Annotated in this window: 17 protein-coding genes, 1 tRNA gene and 1 riboswitch; of the genes, 12 read left to right on the top strand and 6 right to left on the bottom strand. The window is 51.4% G+C overall.

The features are described 5' to 3' along the window. The 4 genes from rsxC to CAG64_RS01290 form a co-directional block, all read right to left on the bottom strand. A partial coding sequence (gene rsxC, locus CAG64_RS01305) for an electron transport complex subunit RsxC (protein WP_161489259.1) occupies positions 1-2,101 on the bottom strand: 2,101 nt, incomplete at its 3' end. 8 nt (positions 2,102-2,109) lie between these two features. Continuing rightward, complete coding sequence (rsxB, locus tag CAG64_RS01300) at positions 2,110-2,691, bottom strand: electron transport complex subunit RsxB (RefSeq protein WP_161447928.1); 582 nt, start codon at positions 2,689-2,691, stop codon at positions 2,110-2,112. After that, complete coding sequence (gene rsxA / locus CAG64_RS01295; protein WP_021703824.1) at positions 2,691-3,272, bottom strand: electron transport complex subunit RsxA; 582 nt, start codon at positions 3,270-3,272, stop codon at positions 2,691-2,693. The genes rsxB and rsxA overlap by 1 nt, the downstream gene beginning before the upstream one ends. 256 nt (positions 3,273-3,528) lie before the next feature. Continuing rightward, positions 3,529-3,604 (bottom strand) — tRNA-Asn (locus CAG64_RS01290). 549 nt (positions 3,605-4,153) lie between these two features. On the opposite strand from CAG64_RS01290, the gene uvrB reads away from it, so the two are divergent. The 3 genes from uvrB (at position 4,154) to luxU (ending at position 8,182) form a co-directional block, all read left to right on the top strand. Beyond that, positions 4,154-6,184, top strand: coding sequence for an excinuclease ABC subunit UvrB (gene uvrB, locus CAG64_RS01285; RefSeq protein WP_161447961.1), 2,031 nt, complete (start codon positions 4,154-4,156; stop codon positions 6,182-6,184). 269 nt (positions 6,185-6,453) lie between these two features. Next, the gene (gene luxO, locus CAG64_RS01280) at positions 6,454-7,869 is read left to right on the top strand and encodes a quorum-sensing sigma-54 dependent transcriptional regulator LuxO (RefSeq protein ID WP_161447963.1); all 1,416 of its coding nucleotides are present in this window, start codon (positions 6,454-6,456) and stop codon (positions 7,867-7,869) included. Continuing rightward, a complete protein-coding gene (gene luxU / locus CAG64_RS01275; protein ID WP_202599270.1) occupies positions 7,844-8,182 on the top strand; it encodes a quorum-sensing phosphorelay protein LuxU in 339 nt (112 codons plus the stop codon). Before luxO ends, luxU begins: the two co-directional genes overlap by 26 nt. On the opposite strand, the gene CAG64_RS01270 is transcribed toward luxU, so the two are convergent. Then, complete coding sequence (locus tag CAG64_RS01270) at positions 8,174-9,064, bottom strand: YvcK family protein (RefSeq protein ID WP_161447965.1); 891 nt, start codon at positions 9,062-9,064, stop codon at positions 8,174-8,176. The two genes, luxU and CAG64_RS01270, sit on opposite strands and share 9 nt — an antisense overlap. 172 nt (positions 9,065-9,236) lie before the next feature. Further along, positions 9,237-9,374, top strand: a riboswitch (molybdenum cofactor riboswitch). Here CAG64_RS01270 and moaA point away from each other — a divergent pair. The 9 genes from moaA (at position 9,362) to udp (ending at position 17,768) form a co-directional block, all read left to right on the top strand. Further along, positions 9,362-10,351 (top strand): GTP 3',8-cyclase MoaA, encoded by a 990-nt coding sequence (moaA, locus tag CAG64_RS01265; RefSeq protein ID WP_021703829.1) that lies wholly within the window; start codon positions 9,362-9,364, stop codon positions 10,349-10,351. It overlaps the preceding riboswitch by 13 nt. A 78-nt stretch (positions 10,352-10,429) precedes the next feature. Beyond that, the gene (gene moaB / locus CAG64_RS01260) at positions 10,430-10,942 is read left to right on the top strand and encodes a molybdenum cofactor biosynthesis protein B (RefSeq protein ID WP_161457525.1); all 513 of its coding nucleotides are present in this window, start codon (positions 10,430-10,432) and stop codon (positions 10,940-10,942) included. 12 nt (positions 10,943-10,954) lie between these two features. Beyond that, a complete protein-coding gene (gene moaC, locus CAG64_RS01255; RefSeq protein ID WP_021703831.1) occupies positions 10,955-11,434 on the top strand; it encodes a cyclic pyranopterin monophosphate synthase MoaC in 480 nt (159 codons plus the stop codon). Then, positions 11,431-11,676, top strand: coding sequence for a molybdopterin synthase sulfur carrier subunit (gene moaD, locus CAG64_RS01250; protein WP_021703832.1), 246 nt, complete (start codon positions 11,431-11,433; stop codon positions 11,674-11,676). The genes moaC and moaD overlap by 4 nt, the downstream gene beginning before the upstream one ends. A 1-nt stretch (position 11,677) precedes the next feature. Beyond that, positions 11,678-12,133, top strand: coding sequence for a molybdopterin synthase catalytic subunit MoaE (gene moaE, locus CAG64_RS01245; protein ID WP_161457526.1), 456 nt, complete (start codon positions 11,678-11,680; stop codon positions 12,131-12,133). Positions 12,134-12,434: 301 nt separating this feature from the next. Continuing rightward, on the top strand, positions 12,435-12,851 hold the full coding sequence (locus tag CAG64_RS01240) for a CBS domain-containing protein (protein ID WP_021703834.1): 417 nt from the start codon (positions 12,435-12,437) through the stop codon (positions 12,849-12,851). 57 nt (positions 12,852-12,908) lie between these two features. Further along, complete coding sequence (locus CAG64_RS01235) at positions 12,909-14,378, top strand: MATE family efflux transporter (RefSeq protein WP_021703835.1); 1,470 nt, start codon at positions 12,909-12,911, stop codon at positions 14,376-14,378. 90 nt (positions 14,379-14,468) lie between these two features. Next, entirely contained in the window at positions 14,469-16,766 is a 2,298-nt protein-coding gene (locus tag CAG64_RS01230; protein ID WP_161457527.1) for a zinc/cadmium/mercury/lead-transporting ATPase, read from the top strand. Between the two features lie 243 nt (positions 16,767-17,009). After that, complete coding sequence (gene udp / locus CAG64_RS01225) at positions 17,010-17,768, top strand: uridine phosphorylase (protein WP_021703837.1); 759 nt, start codon at positions 17,010-17,012, stop codon at positions 17,766-17,768. Between the two features lie 53 nt (positions 17,769-17,821). On the opposite strand, the gene CAG64_RS01220 is transcribed toward udp, so the two are convergent. After that, entirely contained in the window at positions 17,822-18,631 is an 810-nt protein-coding gene (locus tag CAG64_RS01220) for a hypothetical protein (protein WP_161454466.1), read from the bottom strand. Between the last annotated feature and the right edge of the window lie 173 nt (positions 18,632-18,804).

Genomic DNA, 18,804 nt, shown 5'->3' with positions numbered 1-18,804 from the left:
CATTCGATGACGATGCGCTTTCCGGCTCCGCTTGGGGCTCAGAGGCCTCAGCAGCTGCTTTGCGCGCTTTGGCGCGAGCGATGGCAGCGGCAACGGCGGCCTTTTTCGGATCGCTGTCGTCATTCGATGGCGATGCGCTTTCCGGCTCCGCTTGGGGCTCAGAGGCCTCTGCAGCCGCTTTGCGCGCTTTGGCGCGAGCAATGGCGGCCGCGACTGAGGCTTTTTTCGCATTCGCGTCACCGGATTGTGAAGCTACGGAAGAGTCAGGCTCGGCGTTTGCTTCGCTGGCTTGGGCGGCTTTGCGTGCTTTAGCGCGAGCAACCGCAGCGGCAACTGCCGCATTTTTTGACTCACCGTCAGACGCCGCATCGCTGGTGGTGTCCTGGTTGGCTTTTTGTGCTTTGCGCTCCCGGGCCTGGCGCTTGCGCTCTTCGCGCAGCTTGGCCATATCAGAGTTGTCTGGTTCGCTATCACCCGCCTGCATTGCCTGGGCTTGCTTGGCCTTAGCTTTGGCAATCGCAGCGGCGACGGCCGGTTTAACAACCGGGGTATCGGCAGTGGTTGCCGCGTCTTTTTGTGCTTTGACTCTGGCGATCGCGGCCGCGACTGCGTCATCACCGCCAGATTGCTTCATCTCTTTGCGACGATCGTCTGCGGCTTTCTTAAAGCGGTTTTCCCGCTCCGCCTTATCCCGCTCCATACGCGCTTTTTTGTCTTCAAAACGCTGTTTGGCACGTTCGGCGGCTTCGGCTTCTTCTTTTCGTGCCCAGATTTCGGCCTTGGCTTGGCGATAATACTGTACCAGTGGAATTTCACTTGGGCACACATAAGCACAAGCCCCACACTCAATACAATCTTTGAGATTCAGCTCTTCGCACTTTTCGTATTCTTCGGCCTTGGCGTGCCATAGCAGTTGCTGAGGCAGCAGAGACGCCGGACAAGCGTCAGCACACTGACCGCAGCGGATACACGCCATTTCGTATTGTTCTGTAACGATCTCACGTCGCTTGGGTGCCAGAATGCAGTTGGTGATCTTAGTGATGGGTACGTTGCTGTGTGGCAGGGTAAAGCCCATTAATGACCCGCCCATGATCAGGCGTGGCAGCTTTTTGTCGGCTTTATAACCAAACTCTGTCAACAGGGCTTCAACTGGGGTACCGAGCAGAGCCCATACGTTGCGCGGTTGCTTAAACGTGTTGCCCGTGAGTGTGACGACACGTCGAACCAGTGGTTCATCATCGATCACCGCACGTTTGATCGCCTGCATAGATCCCACGTTCTGGACGATAACGCCAATATCGGCGGAGTGTTTGCCGCTGGGGACTTCGAGATTGGTCAGCAGCTTGATCAACTGTTTGGCGCCACCGGATGGGTATTTGGTCGGCACAACGCGGATGACAATATCTTTGTCAGCAGAAGCGTCCTGCAGCGCTTTTAAGGCCTGCGGTTTGTTGTCTTCTATCCCGATGATGGTTAACTTCGGTTTCAGGATATGTTCCACCACTTCGATTCCGGCGATCACCTCGTCGGCATGGTGGCGCATCAACATGTCGTCTGCCGTAATGTAGGGTTCACACTCGGCTGCGTTGATGATCAGAACCTCTGTGCGCTGTTGACCTGACTGGATTTTCTTTGCCGCAGGGAAACCCGCGCCACCTAGACCTGCAATACCGGCACGGCGGATAATTTCAATCAGTTCTTCTGGCGTTTCATCGCGATAATCCGGACGTGGTGTCTGTTCGCGCCAGCGATCTTCACCATCTGGCTGAATGACAATACACAGTTCACTCAAGCCGGACGGATGTGCCGTGGTGCGCGGTTCGATCGCGCTGATGGTGCCTGACGTCGGGGCATGAACCGGAAGCATAAAGCTGGTGCTAAAGTGAGTCAGTGGCTGGCCTTTCAGCACATGGTCGCCAACAGACACCAGTAACTGGCCCGGCTTGCCGATGTGTTGTTTAACTGGCAGGACAATTTCAGTGGGCAGACTGGCTTCCACCAAAGGGTGTTTTGTGGATTGGGCTTTGTTTTCCGGCGGATGAACACCACCAGGAAAATCCCACAGTGCGCCGGATTTAATTTGTTCGATTAATGACAACATACCAGTCCTTAACTCACTTTCTTCTGCTTATCTGCAGAATCGGTAATATTAACGACAGGAATGGCGTTCAGTTGCCATTTCCAGGTATCCGTGGTCGTTTCAACCGGAATCATTTCAATACAGTCAGTCGGGCAGGGCGCCACGCACAAATCACAGCCGGTACATTCATCCTTAATGACGGTGTGTAGGGCTTTCGTCCCACCGACAATTGCGTCAACCGGACAAGCTTGAATACATTTGGTGCAGCCGATACACATATCTTCATGGATAAAGGCAACTTTCTTCACATCATCAAGTTCGTGCGCTGATTCCTGAACCTCAACGCCCATCAGATCGGCCAGTTTCTCGATCGTCGCCTGACCGCCAGGCGGGCATTTATTGATGTCATCTCCATTGGCGATTGCTTCGGCATACGGACGACAGCCGGGATAACCACATTGACCACATTGAGTTTGAGGAAGGATGCTGTCGATCTGATCGACGATCGGATCGGCTTCCACTTTAAAGCGTATGGACGCAAAGCCGAGGATGGCGCCAAATACGGCCGCCAGCACAGCGAGCACAATAACGGCTATCAGGATGGTACTCATTACAATTTCACCAACCCGGTAAAGCCCATAAATGCCAGAGACATCAGGCCAGCGGTGATCATAGCAATTGACGCACCTTTAAATGGTGCTGGCACATCAGAAACGGTGATGCGCTCACGCATGGAAGCGAACAGAATCAGAACCAGAGAGAACCCCACAGCGGCGCCGAAACCATAAATGATCGATTCTATGAAGTTGTGATTTTCGTTGATGTTTAACAACGCGACCCCTAATACGGCACAGTTAGTGGTGATTAGGGGGAGGAATATCCCCAGCAGCCGATAGAGGGTTGGACTGGTTTTGTGAACCACCATTTCGGTGAACTGAACGACGACCGCAATCACCAGAATGAAACTCATGGTACGCAGATACTGGATACCGAGCGGGGTCAGAATATAGGTTTCAACCAAATAGGCGCACACGGAGGCGAGGGTTAGCACAAAGGTTGTTGCTAACCCCATACCAATAGCAGTTTCCAGTTTTTTGGAAACCCCCATAAACGGACATAAGCCCAAGAACTTCACCAGTACAAAGTTGTTCACCAGCACAGTGCCAATCAACAACAAAATATATTCGGTCATAATTATTTAGATTAGAAATTCCGATCCCAACATTATCCTGTTTTGTGACCTCAATAACAACCAAGGAAAGTTAAGGTTATACGCTATTGATGAAAAATTATACGCAATGAATGACGATTCGGCCGCTTGAGCCTCGGAAGTAAGAGAGAATCACCCGACATGCCACACCAAGTGACATCAATATCAGAATAGAACCCTGAGAGAAGCAGGGAAATAAAACGAGAAAGGCCCGGTCAATGACCGGGCCTTTGGAATTTGGCTCCCCCTGCGGGACTCGAACCTGCGACATACGGATTAACAGTCCGCCGTTCTACCAACTGAACTAAGGGGGAATTGCGTTAAGCGGGGCGAATGTTATCGGTCGCTGGATCGCTTGTCAACACCACGTCGAGGAAATAAATATATTTTTTTATCAAAAAAAGGCTTTACTTTCCTGCATGCCTTAACTTCTCTGGGCTTGGTTTACTTATCCACTAAAATTGTGGATAAGTGTGTTAATGTAACTTGAGCAACTCGGGTTGGCTCAGATTATAGAGTTTTGACTTTATAATTTACAATGTGGGTTTTTCTTTTAATTAATTGATTTTGTTGGGTTATATTGAGTTATTCAGGTTGTGAGTCACTTGGCTGGTGCGTGAAAATAACTTTTCTATTTGTCATTAAATTGTCAATTTGGGGAAAAGCTGTGTATGAAAAATGAGACGGTAAGTGCCGGGCGGCTCGGTGAGGGCGAACGATAATATCAGAGTCAATGGTGAGATACCAGCGATCAAACCATGGTTTTTGTGTCGTTTATAGAAGAAATTTGTGTCTGGCTCTTGCGGGTGTATATACATACAGTCAAAATAGAACATCACTGACGGGATAGGGTAACGAGAGATATGAGTAAAATGTTCGATCTGGTGTCTGAATATCAGCCATCCGGTGATCAGCCCACCGCAATAAAACAACTGTTGGAAGGGTTGGATTCAGGGTTAGCGCACCAGACACTGCTCGGGGTCACCGGCTCCGGTAAGACGTTCACTCTGGCCAACGTGATTGCGCAGGCACAGCGTCCGGCGATCTTGCTTGCTCCAAACAAAACGCTGGCAGCTCAGTTGTACGGTGAGATGAAAGCATTCTTTCCCAATAATGCGGTTGAGTACTTTGTCTCTTACTACGATTATTACCAGCCTGAAGCCTATGTGCCCACCACTGATACTTTCATCGAGAAGGATGCATCGGTCAACGCTCACATTGAACAGATGCGTTTGTCGGCCACCAAAGCCCTTCTGGAGAGAAAAGATGCCATCATCGTCGCCTCTGTCTCGGCGATTTATGGTTTGGGCGACCCGGAATCGTATCTACAGATGATGTTGCACGTCCGTCGTGGTGATTTTATCGGTCAGCGCGATATTTTACGCCGCCTGGCGGAGTTGCAATACACTCGCAATGAAGTGGCGTTTGAGCGGGGTCAGTTTCGCGTGCGCGGCGAAATCATTGATGTCTTTCCTGCTGAATCGGATCAGGAAGCGGTGCGGATCGAAATGTTCGATGATGAGATCGAATGCATCAGTTTGTTCGACCCTTTGACCGGGGTCGTCAAGCAACGGGATATCCCGCGTTTTACTATCTACCCGAAAACACACTATGTGACTCCCCGAGATCGTATTCTGGAAGCCATTGAACACATTAAGCAAGAACTGGCGCAGCGCAAGCAGTATCTGCTCGATAACAACAAATTGCTCGAAGAGCAGCGCATCACCCAGCGGACTCAATTTGACATCGAAATGATGAACGAGCTGGGTTTTTGCTCGGGAATCGAAAACTACTCACGGTATCTCAGCGGACGCAGTGAAGGTGAGCCACCACCGACACTGTTTGATTATCTGCCGCACGATGGCTTATTGATCATCGATGAGTCCCACGTGACCGTGCCGCAGATTGGCGCCATGTTTAAAGGGGATCGCTCACGCAAAGAAACGCTGGTGGAGTTTGGCTTTCGTTTGCCATCGGCGCTTGACAACCGTCCGCTTAAATTTGAAGAATTTGAATCTCTGGCGCCGCAAACCATTTTTGTTTCGGCCACTCCGGGCAACTATGAACTGGAAAAATCAGACGGCGAGGTGGCGGATCAGGTGGTGCGTCCAACCGGTCTGCTGGATCCTGAGCTGGAAGTGCGTCCGGTGGCCACCCAGGTGGATGACCTGTTGTCAGAGATCCGGATTCGTTCTGCCAAAGATGAAAGGGTGCTGGTGACTACATTGACCAAGCGTATGGCCGAAGATCTGACGGAATACCTTCATGAGCATGATGTGCGGGTGCGTTATCTGCACTCGGACATAGATACGGTCGAGCGCGTTGAGATTATCCGTGATTTGCGCCTGGGAGAATTTGATGTTCTGGTCGGAATCAACCTGCTACGTGAGGGGCTGGATATGCCGGAAGTGTCGTTGGTGGCGATTCTGGATGCAGACAAAGAAGGCTTCCTGCGCTCAGAGCGTTCTCTGATTCAGACCATTGGCCGCGCGGCCCGTAATGTGGCGGGCAAGGCGATTTTGTACGCTGATCGTATTACCGGCTCGATGGAAAAAGCCATGGACGAAACCAACCGTCGCCGGGAAAAACAACAGGCTTACAACGAAGAAAGAGGCATTCAGCCTCAGGCGTTGAAACGCAATATCAAAGACATCATGGAGCTGGGTGATATCACCAAGGGCAAACGTCAACGTGTGAATAAGCAGGTGCCGTTGTCGAAAGTGGCTGAGCCTTCACAGCGTTATGTGGCCCTGTCGCCACAAGAGCTGGACAAAGAGATCAGCAAACTGGAAGCGGCAATGTACAAACATGCCCAGGATCTGGAGTTTGAGCTGGCGGCTGAGAAGCGCGATCAGATAGAGAAACTACGGGAACAGTTTATCGCGAACAGCTGATGCTATTTACTAACTAAACGACAAGCAAAAAAATAGCCAATAGACACTAATCTATTGGCTTTTTTGTGAATACTAAGTTCACTAACAACGTCAGTTGGCTAGGTGACCCAAACTTGGGTCAATTTGAATAATGCATCTTCTATGCCAACTTTTTGAGGTAAGAAAATCGGTCAATTGCGGATTCCGTACGGAAATTTTCCGATTTAATTTGCAAAATGCAATTCGCAATGCAATCATTTCTACAAAATGCAAATAATAATGGCTAGGTTATGCAACAATCCTCAGAATCTCAAAAATCGAGATACCTGTTGATGGTAGAAGATACGGCGTCGGTTGCAGCCCTGTACCGCTCGTATCTCACTCCTTTAGGTATCGATATCAATATTGTCGGCACTGGTCGTGATGCTATCGAAAGCCTCACTTATCGCACGCCGGATCTCATTTTGCTTGACTTACGACTGCCGGACATGACCGGTATGGACGTATTGCACGAAGTGAAGAAAAGTGTGCCTGATGTTCCGGTGGTGTTTATGACCGCACACGGTTCTATCGATACAGCGGTCGAAGCGATGCGCCATGGGGCTCAGGACTTTCTGATCAAACCGTGTGAAGCGGACCGTTTGCGGGTGACGGTGAACAACGCGATTCGCAAAGCAAGCAAGCTCAAAAATGACGCGGATAATCTGAGCAATCAAGGCTATCAGGGTTTCATCGGCAGCAGCCAGACGATGCAGGCGGTGTATCGTACTATCGATTCAGCGGCGAGCAGTAAGGCCAGCATATTCATCACCGGAGAAAGTGGTACGGGGAAAGAAGTGTGTGCCGAGGCGATCCATGCTGCCAGCAAGCGGGGAGATAAACCGTTTATTGCCATCAACTGTGCTGCGATCCCGAAAGATCTGATTGAAAGTGAGCTGTTTGGTCATGTCAAAGGGGCGTTTACTGGCGCGGCGACGGACCGTCAGGGCGCGGCGGAGCTGGCAGACGGGGGAACCTTGTTCCTCGATGAGCTGTGCGAAATGGACTTAGATCTGCAAACCAAACTGCTGCGCTTTATTCAAACGGGCACTTTCCAGAAAGTCGGCTCGTCCAAAATGAAAAGCGTCGATGTGCGGTTTGTGTGCGCCACCAACCGGGATCCGTGGAAGGAAGTTCAGGAGGGGCGTTTTCGGGAAGACTTGTACTACCGTCTGTATGTGATCCCGTTGCATTTGCCACCGCTGCGCGAGCGTGGTGAGGATGTCATCGAAATTGCATATTCATTACTGGGCTATATGTCCAACGAGGAAGGCAAAGGGTTTGTGCGTTTGTCGCCTGAAGTGATTGAACGCTTCAATCAATACGAATGGCCGGGTAACGTCCGTCAACTGCAAAACGTACTGCGCAATGTGGTCGTGCTGAATAACGGTAAAGAAATTTCGCTCGATATGTTGCCACCGCCGCTGAATAAGCCGATGGATAACCAGATTCGAGTGATCAAACAGGACAAAGAATCGCTCTCAGCGCATGAAATTTTCCCGTTGTGGCTGACAGAAAAGAACGCGATTGAACAGGCCATTGAAGCCTGTGATGGCAATATTCCAAAAGCTGCGGGCTATCTGGATGTCAGCCCTTCGACGATTTATCGCAAACTGCAAGCGTGGAATGCCAAGGAAGAATATGATGGAAGTATTAAATCAAAATAAGATTGAGCAACTGGCCAATGATATTGGCGAAGAGAACGTGCCGGTATTGCTCGGCATTTTTCTCGGCGAGCTGGAAAGCTATATTGCTTATCTGAGTGACCCTGCGGCTGCGGATAAGTTGAGCTACCTGCGAGAGATTTCTCACGCATTGAAAAGCAGTGCCGCCAGTTTTGGTGCTGAACAGTTGTGTTGCAGCGCGATTGAAATTGATGCCCGGGTGAAGAACGGCCAGCCTCTGAGTGAAGCCGGCGACGTGTCTCACATGGTTGAGTTGCTGGGGACGACATTGTCCCGCTATCAACAGTTAGTTTGACAGCAGGGTCACGATCGCTTTTTGCAGTTTCGTCCGGTCGTGGCGCCAATCACGGTTGGCGGACGCCAGATCCGTCACCACGCAATTCCAGTCTGAGTTAAGTTCCGGATGTGGGGTGTCGACCAGCACCACATCCACTTTTCTCGCATGACAGGCTCGCTCGCACCAGCTGAGACGGTCGTGGAGCGTCATGCGTGCTGCGGGGCCAAATTCCGGTGACAGGTTATCGACGAACACCAGCTTGGCTTTAAGATTGTTGGCGATGGCCTGGCCGATTTCAGGCAGTAGCAATGGGGGCATGATGCTGGTCAGAAAGCTGCCGGGACCGAGAACAATGCAATCCGCCTGTTCAATGGCAATGACGCCCTCTTTGGTTGCCGGCACTTCCGGATCCAGATCCAGCCTGCGCAAATCCTCCTTCATCTCGTCTACGCTGGTTTCTCCAGTGACCCACATGCCGTCTGCGGACAGCGCTTTAAGATCCGAGGGGTGCTCTGACATTGGCACAATGTTCACGTCGACCTTGAGCATATTGCGAATCAGGTTGATGGCGTCGAGTGGGCGGACAGACAAGTTGTCCAGCGCAGTCAGCATCAGATTGCCGAGGTTGTGGCCATTGAGTTCGCCTGAGCCTTTAAAACGATATTCAAACATCATCGAGCTGATGGATGGCTCGGTGATGAGCTGATTGATGCAGTTACGGGTGTCTCCCCAGGCGATCCCGCCCTGACAGTCACGAATCCGCCCCGTTGAACCGCCGTTATCTGTGGTGGTAACTATGCCAGTGGCGTTACTGCCAAAATCTTTGAGTGCGGCCAGCATACGCCCCAGACCATGCCCTCCGCCGATAGCGACCACTTTTTTTGATGCATAAATGCTCATCATTTTCTTCTTATATTTTCATATTCAGGCACAAACTAATCCAACTCGTAAACATAGCATACTCATTAGGAGTTAATTTGGGCTGTGAGTAAGATTTTTTCCTGTCAGGACTGGAATCACATACAAATATTAAGTATTTTAATGTTAGCTGCTATTGATAACGACAAGTCATTAGCTGCCATAACTCCGAGCTCTTAAGCTAAGTTCCTGCGGGGATACGCTGAATGAGCCAGTGGCATTTTGCCACGAGGGCCAGGTTGGAAATGACCTTGCCTCCCGTGTTTGGAAAGGTGTTCCGTGGCGCAACAATTTGAAGATAAATTCCATCGCAAGTTTTACTACTTGCGTCTGTCAGTAACTGACGTTTGCAATTTTAAATGTACTTACTGCCTGCCTGATGGCTATAAGCCTTCTGGGCGTAAAAACTCGTCTTTTTTAACCCTGCCTGAAATCCGTCGTGTGGTAAAAGCCTTTGCGGATTGCGGGACCTCTAAAGTGCGCATCACCGGCGGTGAACCCAGCCTGCGTAAAGATTTCAGCCAGATCATTGAGACGGTCGCCAGTACCGATGGTATCCGTAAGGTCGCGACGACCACCAACGGTTACCGGATGGAGAAACAGGTCGCTGAATGGCGTGAGGCCGGTCTGACACACATTAATGTCAGTGTCGACAGCCTGGATCCGCGGATGTTTCATCAGATAACCGGTGAGAATAAATTCACTCAGGTCATGGCGGGTATCGACCGGGCATTTGAGGTCGGCTTCGAACAAGTTAAGGTTAACGTCGTCCTGATGAAAAACCTCAACCATCAAGAGCTGCCTGCGTTTCTCAACTGGATCAAAGATAAGCCGATTCAACTGCGCTTTATTGAGCTGATGCAGACCGGTGAGATGGATGATCTGTTTAACAAACACCATGTATCTGGCGTGGCCATCCGGAATCAACTGATTGCCAACGGCTGGTTGCTCAAAGTTCGTGCGGCTAACGATGGTCCAGCTCAGGTCTTCGTTCATCCCGATTATCAGGGTGAGATTGGTCTGATCATGCCGTACGAAAAAGATTTTTGTGAGAGCTGTAACCGGTTGCGGGTATCGGCTACCGGTAAACTGCACCTGTGCTTATTCGGAGAACATGGTGTTGAGCTACGTGACCTGCTTGAACAGGATGAGCAGGAGCAGGTTTTGATTGAACGCATCCAGGCCCAGCTACAAACCAAAAAAATCAGCCATTTCCTCCACGATGGCAACACAGGTATGACGCCTCATCTGGCGTCAATTGGCGGTTAAGCCGTCGCCTTTTCTGCCGCTGTCTTGCCGAGAGCGGCTCACGCATCCATTTAAATTTTTATCGAGATAGGTGAACACATGGGTCACGCAGAAACGAAATTTCAACCGGCCAACATCGCAGTACTGACCGTTTCAGACACTCGCACCGCAGAGAATGACACATCCGGCCGCTACCTGGCAGAGCACGCAGCAGAAGCGGGCCACAACGTGGTGGATAAACAGATCGTGATCGATGATATGTACAAGATCCGGGCGATTGTGTCGCAATGGATCGCCGACGATCATGTTCAGGCAGTGATGATTACTGGCGGTACTGGTTTTACATCGCGTGACAGCACACCTGAAGCGCTTAAGCCGCTGTTTGACAAAGAGGTCGAAGGGTTTGGTGAGCTGTTCCGGATGGTGTCGTATGATGAGATCGGGACATCGACGATTCAATCGCGAGCGATTGCCGGTTTTGCCAATCACACGGTTATTTTTGCGATGCCTGGCTCAACGGGGGCATGTCGCACCGGCTGGACGAAGATCATCAAGCAGCAGTTGGATGCCAGCCATCGTCCGTGCAACTTCATGCCTCATCTGGCAGTGTGATCCGGAGGGGTAATGAGTCAATTTACTCACATTAACGCGTCCGGCGAAGCCAATATGGTTGACGTCTCTGCCAAAGCAGAAACCGTACGTGAAGCACGCGCGGAAGCGTTCGTGCACATGGCGGCGGAAACCTTGCAACTGATCGTCTCTGGTCAGCACCACAAAGGGGACGTGTTTGCGACCGCGCGCATTGCGGGCATTCAGGCCGCCAAGAAAACCTGGGATTTGATCCCGCTGTGTCATCCATTGCTGCTGTCTAAAGTCGAAGTGCAGTTGGAAGCGTTGGAAGCGCAAAACATGGTTCGGATTGAGTCGGTATGCAAACTGGCCGGCAAAACGGGCGTGGAAATGGAAGCGCTGACGGCTGCGTCAGTGGCGGCGCTGACCATCTATGACATGTGTAAAGCGGTCCAGAAAGACATAGTGATTGGTCAGGTTCGACTGTTGGAGAAAACCGGAGGGAAGTCCGGACATTTTAAGGCAGAGTCATGATTACAGTGTTATTTTTTGCTCAAACCCGTGAATTGGTCGGTACGGATCAAGTCCAGGTTGAGGCTCGTTTTACTACGGTTGATGCGCTGCGCGAACACCTGGCGGCTCAAGAGGGCAAATGGTCACTGGCGCTGGAAGCCGGTAAATTGCTAGCGGCGGTGAATCAGGCGATTGTCCCGCTCGACACTAAGTTGAACGACGGTGATGAAGTGGCGTTCTTTCCGCCTGTGACCGGAGGCTAAGATGGATCCACGCGTCTCGGTACAGCAACAGGATTTTTCGGTGGGTGACGAATATCAGCGTTTAGCTCAGGGAAGTGCAGCAGGCGCTGTTGTCACCTTTGTCGGTAAAGTCCGGGATATGAATTTGGGCGACAATGTCACGGGGCTGTCGTTAGAGCATTACCCGGGAATGACGGAAAAGTCGCTGCTGAATATCTGCGATCAGGCAGAGCAACGTTGGCCTCTGTTGCACACCCGGGTTATCCATCGTGTTGGTGATCTCGATATTGGGGATCAGATTGTGTTTGTGGGTGTGGTCAGTGCCCATCGCGGCGCGGCATTTGAGGCTTGTGAGTTTATAATGGACTACCTCAAAACTCAGGCACCGTTCTGGAAAAAGGAACGGACGACCAACCAGACTCGCTGGGTTGAATCACGCGATTCAGACACGCAAGCTGCCAAACGTTGGCAGAAATAAGTCCAACAAGGCCAACCTCAGGTTGGCCTTTTTGATGCGCGTTATTTAAAGAACTGGACGCGCAGTGAGTTAATCCAAGCTTTGACGGTTTGTTGACCAAGGAAAGTTGCCTGATTTTGGCGTGTTCAACCATACTGATTTCAGGAGCCCATCTCAGGGTGAGCGTCCACAGTGACAGTATGGCTATCAGGTGATAGATGCTGCCTATGATTAAAATTGCTGAATTCCATTTAGTAAAATCAAGAAATTAGACAACAATTAGCGTATAGGCACTGCAAAAATCGCAGCAAAGGAGACGCGCATGGAATTATTAAAAGTCAGAGATTATATGACCCTTCAGGCGGTGACATTCACACCGGATATGTCGTTGAGTGCAGCGCTGGAAAAGGTCATGAACTCGAACTACCTTGGTGGGCCGGTGATCAACGAAAAAGAACAGGTGATTGGTTTCCTGTCCGGGCAAGACTTACTCGATAAACTGATCAAAGTGAGTTATTTCTGCCAGGATACTCACATCGTCTCAGATTGTATGCACCGTGAGGTGTTGTCTGTATCGCCTGACACATCCATCATCGCGCTGGCGGAAATGATGAAAGTGGGTAAGCCAAAAGTGTATCCGGTGATTGATGATGGTAAGTTGGTCGGTATTATCACCCGGCGTGATGTGCTGCGTGCGATCGCTAAATCGATTGATAGTTGCTTCAAAAAGCCCGTTTAATTTATTCCTATCCCTTGAAAGGCGCATCGGCGCCTTTTGTTTTGCTCAGAGCATTCTATGACCGAACACAACGCGAAATTTGTTCAGGGCTCGACCATGAGGCACATCTTAGTGATGTCAGGCGCCGGCTCCGTTGGATTGATGGCGTTGTTTGTGGTCGATCTGCTCGATATGTTGTTCATCAGTATGCTCGGCCAGGTGGAACTCGCCGCGGCGGTTGGCTTTGCCGGCACGCTGGTGTTTTTCTCGACGTCGATTTCTATCGGCGCCTCGATTGCGATGGGGGCGTTGGTATCGAAGGCCATCGGGGCTCATCAGCAGCAACACGCCCGTCAGCTAAGTGTATCGGTGTTAATGACGACGTTTGTGATCAGCAGTGTGGTGGCAGCGCTCATGTTGTGGTTTATGCCTCAGTTGCTGGCGGCGATTGGTGCCAAAGGATACGCCGCCGAGCGGGCTCAGGCTTACTTGACCATCCTGTTGCCCAGTGGGCCGGTTGTCGCGGTAGCCATGGCGGCAGGGGCGGGGCTGCGCGCTGCCGGAGATGCTAAGCGATCCATGCTGGCGACGTTGTCGGGAGGCATTGCCAATGCGGTGTTGGATCCATTGTTTATCTTCGGTTTTGGCTGGAATGTGGAAGGCGCTGCGTTAGCGTCGGTATTCGCCCGATTTACGGTGCTGTATTTTTCTCTTGCGCCTTTGATTAGAGTCCATCAATTGGTAGCGGTGCCGTCGCTGAACACTTGGCGCAACCACATCCGAGTAATACTGATGATCGCGGTGCCCGCCATTATCACCAATATTGCCACACCGATAGGTAATGCGATCGTTACGTCTTCCATTGCGCATTTTGGCGAGGACTATGTGGCGGGTTTTGCGGTTATCGGGCGGTTGACGCCAGTGTGTTTTGCGGTGATTTTTGCCTTGTCGGGCGCCGTCGGGCCAATCGTCGGTCAAAATTTCGGCGCCCATCGATTCGATCGGGTCAGAGAAACGCTCAGCAATGCTTTGCTGGTGACCACCCTCTACACCTTGTTTATATGTGTCGTCCTCTATTTTTGTCAGGGGCTGATTATTCGTGGTTTCTCCTTGTCTGGTGACGCCGCAGTGCTGGTGGCGGCCTTTTGTACTTATGTGGCGATCAGCTTTATTTTCAATGGCACCTTATTCGTCGCTAACACCTCATTTAACAATCTCGGCAAGCCGCTGTTTTCAACCGCGCTCAATTTAGGCAAGGCGACACTCGGAACCTTGCCGTTTGTCTACCTCGGTGCCGATTGGTTCGGGGCACTCGGCGTGGTGTATGGGCAGGCGGTCGGGACGGTGGTGTTTGGCCTGATCGCGTTGGTGGTGTTGCGCTGGCACATCAATGAACTGATGTCGTCACAGCAGCCCGCGGTGGTGCAAGTAGATCCGTCGGTTACCTGTGTGAACACCCAACCGTTTTGTACTCACGATGCGGTTCTGATCGACGAAGCCGGGGCCGACAGTGAAGTGCTGATCTCACCGGCCGAAAATAAATCCTGAAAAGCGTTGACCTTGGAGTAGAGTCCAAGGTTTATGCTGTGACTGTAATGAGAAAAGTTCTCTTTTTTAGTTGGAAACAGGAGTTCGATTATGTGCAGCAAACACGATGCATGTCGTTCAAATAAAATCGCAATTAACCCTTCTCAGGCTGGTTCATGCTCTAGCCCTAAAATTTCGTCTGTCCACATGGCAGAGGCATCAGATTCCGGCGCCGAATGCTGCAGCAGTCACAGTTGTGCATCGGGAAGCGATCCCGGTGACGAAGACAGCGACGCCGCTAGGGTAGCCAAATACACACAAAGCTGGCAGGTCGCAGGTATGGATTGCCCATCCTGCGCACGTAAAATTGAAACGGCCGTCAGTCGACTCGATGGCATTATTCAGGCGAAAGTGCTGTTTGCCACCGAAAAGCTGGTCGTTAAGTTTGATGACCAACGCCTGGCTCAGGCGGTCGAAGCCGCTGTTGTCGATACGGGGTTTACTCTCGTTTCCAACGCCTCTACGGCAACATCAGCAGACAATACAGGCTGGCGACATGTGGTTCGCCAGAACGGTCAGATCATTGCGATCGCTACCGCGATGGCCGTCGGTGCACTGCTAAAACCGGTGGTCCCTCAAGTCAGTGAGTGGCTGTTTATCCTGACCTGCCTGATTGGTTTGGCGCCGATCATGAAAAAAGCACTCGCTCTGGCTAAATCCGGTACGCCGTTTGCGATTGAGACACTGATGAGTGTGGCTGCAATTGGGGCGTTGTATCTGGGCGAAACCGTTGAAGCGGCGATGGTGTTGTTGCTGTTTTTGATTGGTGAGCGATTGGAAGCATTTGCCGCCTCGCGTGCGCGCAGCGGCGTGCAGGCATTGATGGCGCTGGTGCCAGAGAATGCGACCAGAATCGATGATGGCCGCCGGGTACAGGTGTTGGCGGCCGAACTTAAACCAGGAGACATCATTGAAGTCGCGCCCGGAGCGCGAATGCCAGCAGATGGTCAGTTGCAGGAATCCTCAGCCAGTTTTGATGAGAGTGCGCTGACGGGTGAGTCTATTCCGGTTGAACGCTTTCTGGGTGACGCCGTGATGGCGGGCGCAGTGGTGGTGGACAAAGTGGTGCGCTTTCACGTGACCTCACGTCAGGGCGAAAATGCCATTGACCGGATTTTGCATCTGATTGAAGAGGCGGAATCTCGCAAAGCCCCTTTGGAGCGTTTTCTGGATAAGTTTAGTCGCTGGTACACACCGTTAATGATGCTGGTGTCGCTACTGGTGATCATCGTACCGCCGCTGATGTTTGCTCAGCCATGGGAAACCTGGGTTTACCGCGGATTAGCTTTATTGCTGATTGCTTGCCCTTGTGCACTGGTGATCTCAACGCCAGCCGCCATCACTTCCGGGCTGGCCGCCGCCGCGCGGCGTGGGGCTCTGATTAAAGGCGGTGCTGCGCTAGAGCAGTTGGGTCATATCGACACCATTGCTTTTGATAAAACCGGTACACTGACCAAAGGCAAGCCGGAAGTCACCGACATTGAACCGGTAGAGCAGGTCTCTCACGCGCAGCTGATGCGAGTGGCCGGAGCGGTTGAAGTTGGCTCCAGTCATCCACTGGCGGTTTCTGTGGTCAACAAAGCGCAGCAGATGGGGCTGACGCTTCCGGAATCCGAGGAGAAACAGGCGTTGGTCGGCAGTGGGGTACAGGGCCGGGTTGAAGGTGAGCTCTATCAAATTCTTGCGCCGAGCAAAGTATCTGTGCCTGTGAGTGCGGCGTTGCAGACTCGCATTGAACAATTAGAAGGTGCGGGAAAAACGGTCGTGGTGGTACTGAAGGGTCAGTCTGAAGCGCTGGGTCTGATTGCCTGGCAGGACACGCTGCGCGAAGATGCGGCGCAGGCGATAACGGCACTCAAAGCTTTGGGTATCCATTCGGTGATGCTGACCGGAGACAATCCACGCAGCGCCGCTGCCATCAGCAGCCAGATTGGTATCGATTATCAGGCTGGCTTGTTACCACAGGACAAAGTGCACTACGTAGAAGCGTTATCGCAAAAGGCGAAGGTCGCCATGGTGGGGGACGGCATCAACGATGCGCCTGCAATGAAAGCGGCCAGTATCGGGATTGCCATGGGCGGCGGTACGGATGTTGCGCTGGAAACGGCAGACTCGGCTATCACCCATAACCGACTGGTGGAGCTGCCTGGTATGATTGAACTGTCCCGCGCAACTCTCAGCAATATCCGACAGAACATCACTCTGGCTTTGGGGCTGAAAGGGATATTTCTGGTGACCAGTTTACTCGGCATCACCGGCTTGTGGGTCGCTGTCTTGGCAGACAGCGGGGCCACCGCTCTGGTGACGCTGAACGCTCTGCGCTTACTGAAATTTAACCCTCGTCAGTAAACCTCCACGCGAACTGTCATAAATAGTCGCTACACTGGTTGAGTAGCGGCTATCACTTTTATGCAATCAATTGTCTTTGAGTTGGGATTAAGTGTGATCATGTCGATCATTTAATGAAATGCTAATTATGTTTACGCGCATCATTGTGACTCTAATCACTCTTTGTCGGGCGTTTGTTGGTTAGAGTAGGCAAGTACCCAATGAATCAATACGAGCTGAACAAGCCACTATAAGGAGTCTCTTATGTCTCAAGCAGTTTTCCATCTGGGCGTTACTGAAGCGGATCTTAATGGTGCCACACTGGCGATCATTCCGGGCGATCCGGCACGTGTACAGAAGATCGCAGAGCTGATGGATAACCCGGAATTTCTGGCAAGTCAACGTGAGTACACGGTGTACCGCGCTGAGCTGGACGGTAAACCGGTTGTGGTTTGTTCAACTGGTATCGGCGGTCCTTCTACGTCGATTGCGGTTGAAGAGCTTGCACAATTGGGCGTGCGTACTTTCCTGAGAGTGGGTACGACGGGCGCTATCCAACCACACGTCAATGTGGGTGACATGATCGTCACAACCGGTTCTGTGCGTCTTGATGGTGCGAGTCTGCACTTTGCTCCAATGGAATTTCCTGCGGTTGCCGACTTTGATGTGGCGACCGCAATGAAAGCGGCTGCGATTGATGCTGGCGCAACTGTCCACACCGGTGTGACCGCATCGAGCGATACTTTTTATCCAGGCCAAGAGCGCTACGATACCTTCACAGGCCGTGTTGTGAAGCGCTTTCAGGGTTCGATGAAAGAGTGGCAGGACATGGGCGTACTGAACTTCGAAATGGAGTCAGCGACGTTACTGACCATGTGTGCCAGCTCGGGTCTGAAAGCGGGTTGTGTTGCCGGTGTGATCATCAACCGCACGCAAAAAGAAATCCCGGATCACTCTACGCTGAAAGAAACCGAAGCACGCTCTATCAAAGTTGTGGTAGAAGCTGCGCGTAAGATGCTGTAATTTTTAGCTTCATTGTGAGTGATAAAGCCGCCGGTTCGGGCGGCTTTTTTGTGTCAGGCGGCAATCGCCACTTTGGGTAACGGCAGGTACAATGTTTCCGTCAGCTCAGACAGCATCTGATCATAAACGTTGGCGATGCTCAGCGAAACATCACTGGTCATGGCGTACAGCTGTTCGACACTGATGTCATACGCCGGATTGTCGGTCAGTTCCCCCAGCATATGCATCGCTTTAGAGCAGCCAGGTGAGGCAATCGACAGTGGGCTGATCAGCGCCAGTTGGTTGAGCTTACGGCGCATTTTGTCGCAGTAATACTTGACTCTCAGGGCGCCATCTTCCGTGTGCATATCCTGAATCGAAATGCGCAGCTGAGTCAGCACTTCCATGGAGTCGACTACTTGCTGCCAGTTGAGGTGATATTCGTCACTGAGGTCGTCTCGACCAGACTCTGCCAGCCAGGCCATGGCAATTTCATCCATCAGAAACAAACAGTGCCGAATGGTTTTACCGTGGATCATTTGATTACGGGCAACACTGCGGTCTGACCACTCCTTGTCTAACGCCTTGAGCTTGAGCTGTAAAATCCGGTACATGGGTTTATTTTCGAACTGGGCGGTGGCGATCAGATGGTTGCTGGTCTCCATTAATGCGTCCTGCAGATGGCTGAGCTCGGATTTCGGATTGTGCTCTGACGTCAGGCCCAGATGCGTGGCACTGCGGTGCTGACGGCACTGATGCAGCAGTTGTCGCAGGTCGACCAGCAATTCGTATTTGCGCTGCAGCGAATTTTGTCGTTGCTTGGACAGGTAAAGTAAAACTGCCAGTATGCCGATGGATATCAGCATCGAAATCAAAACAAACATAACCAACTCCTTGTTAATGCCTTTCTACCTCAAAAGGGGTAGCAGACTTAATGCCAAGAAATTAGTTATTTAAAAACAATGAGTTATCTAATTTTAATCCAAGATGTTGCGCTGTTTTGGTGCAAGCTGACCTAAAAGTGTGAACCTGGTCAATAAAAAAGCGCCTGATGTTT

The organism is Vibrio sp. V38_P2S17PM301 (assembly GCF_009904845.1).
Lineage (GTDB): Bacteria > Pseudomonadota > Gammaproteobacteria > Enterobacterales > Vibrionaceae > Vibrio > Vibrio proteolyticus.
Note: the sequence above shows the minus strand (reverse complement) of the source record. Positions and strands in the feature narration are given on the sequence as shown.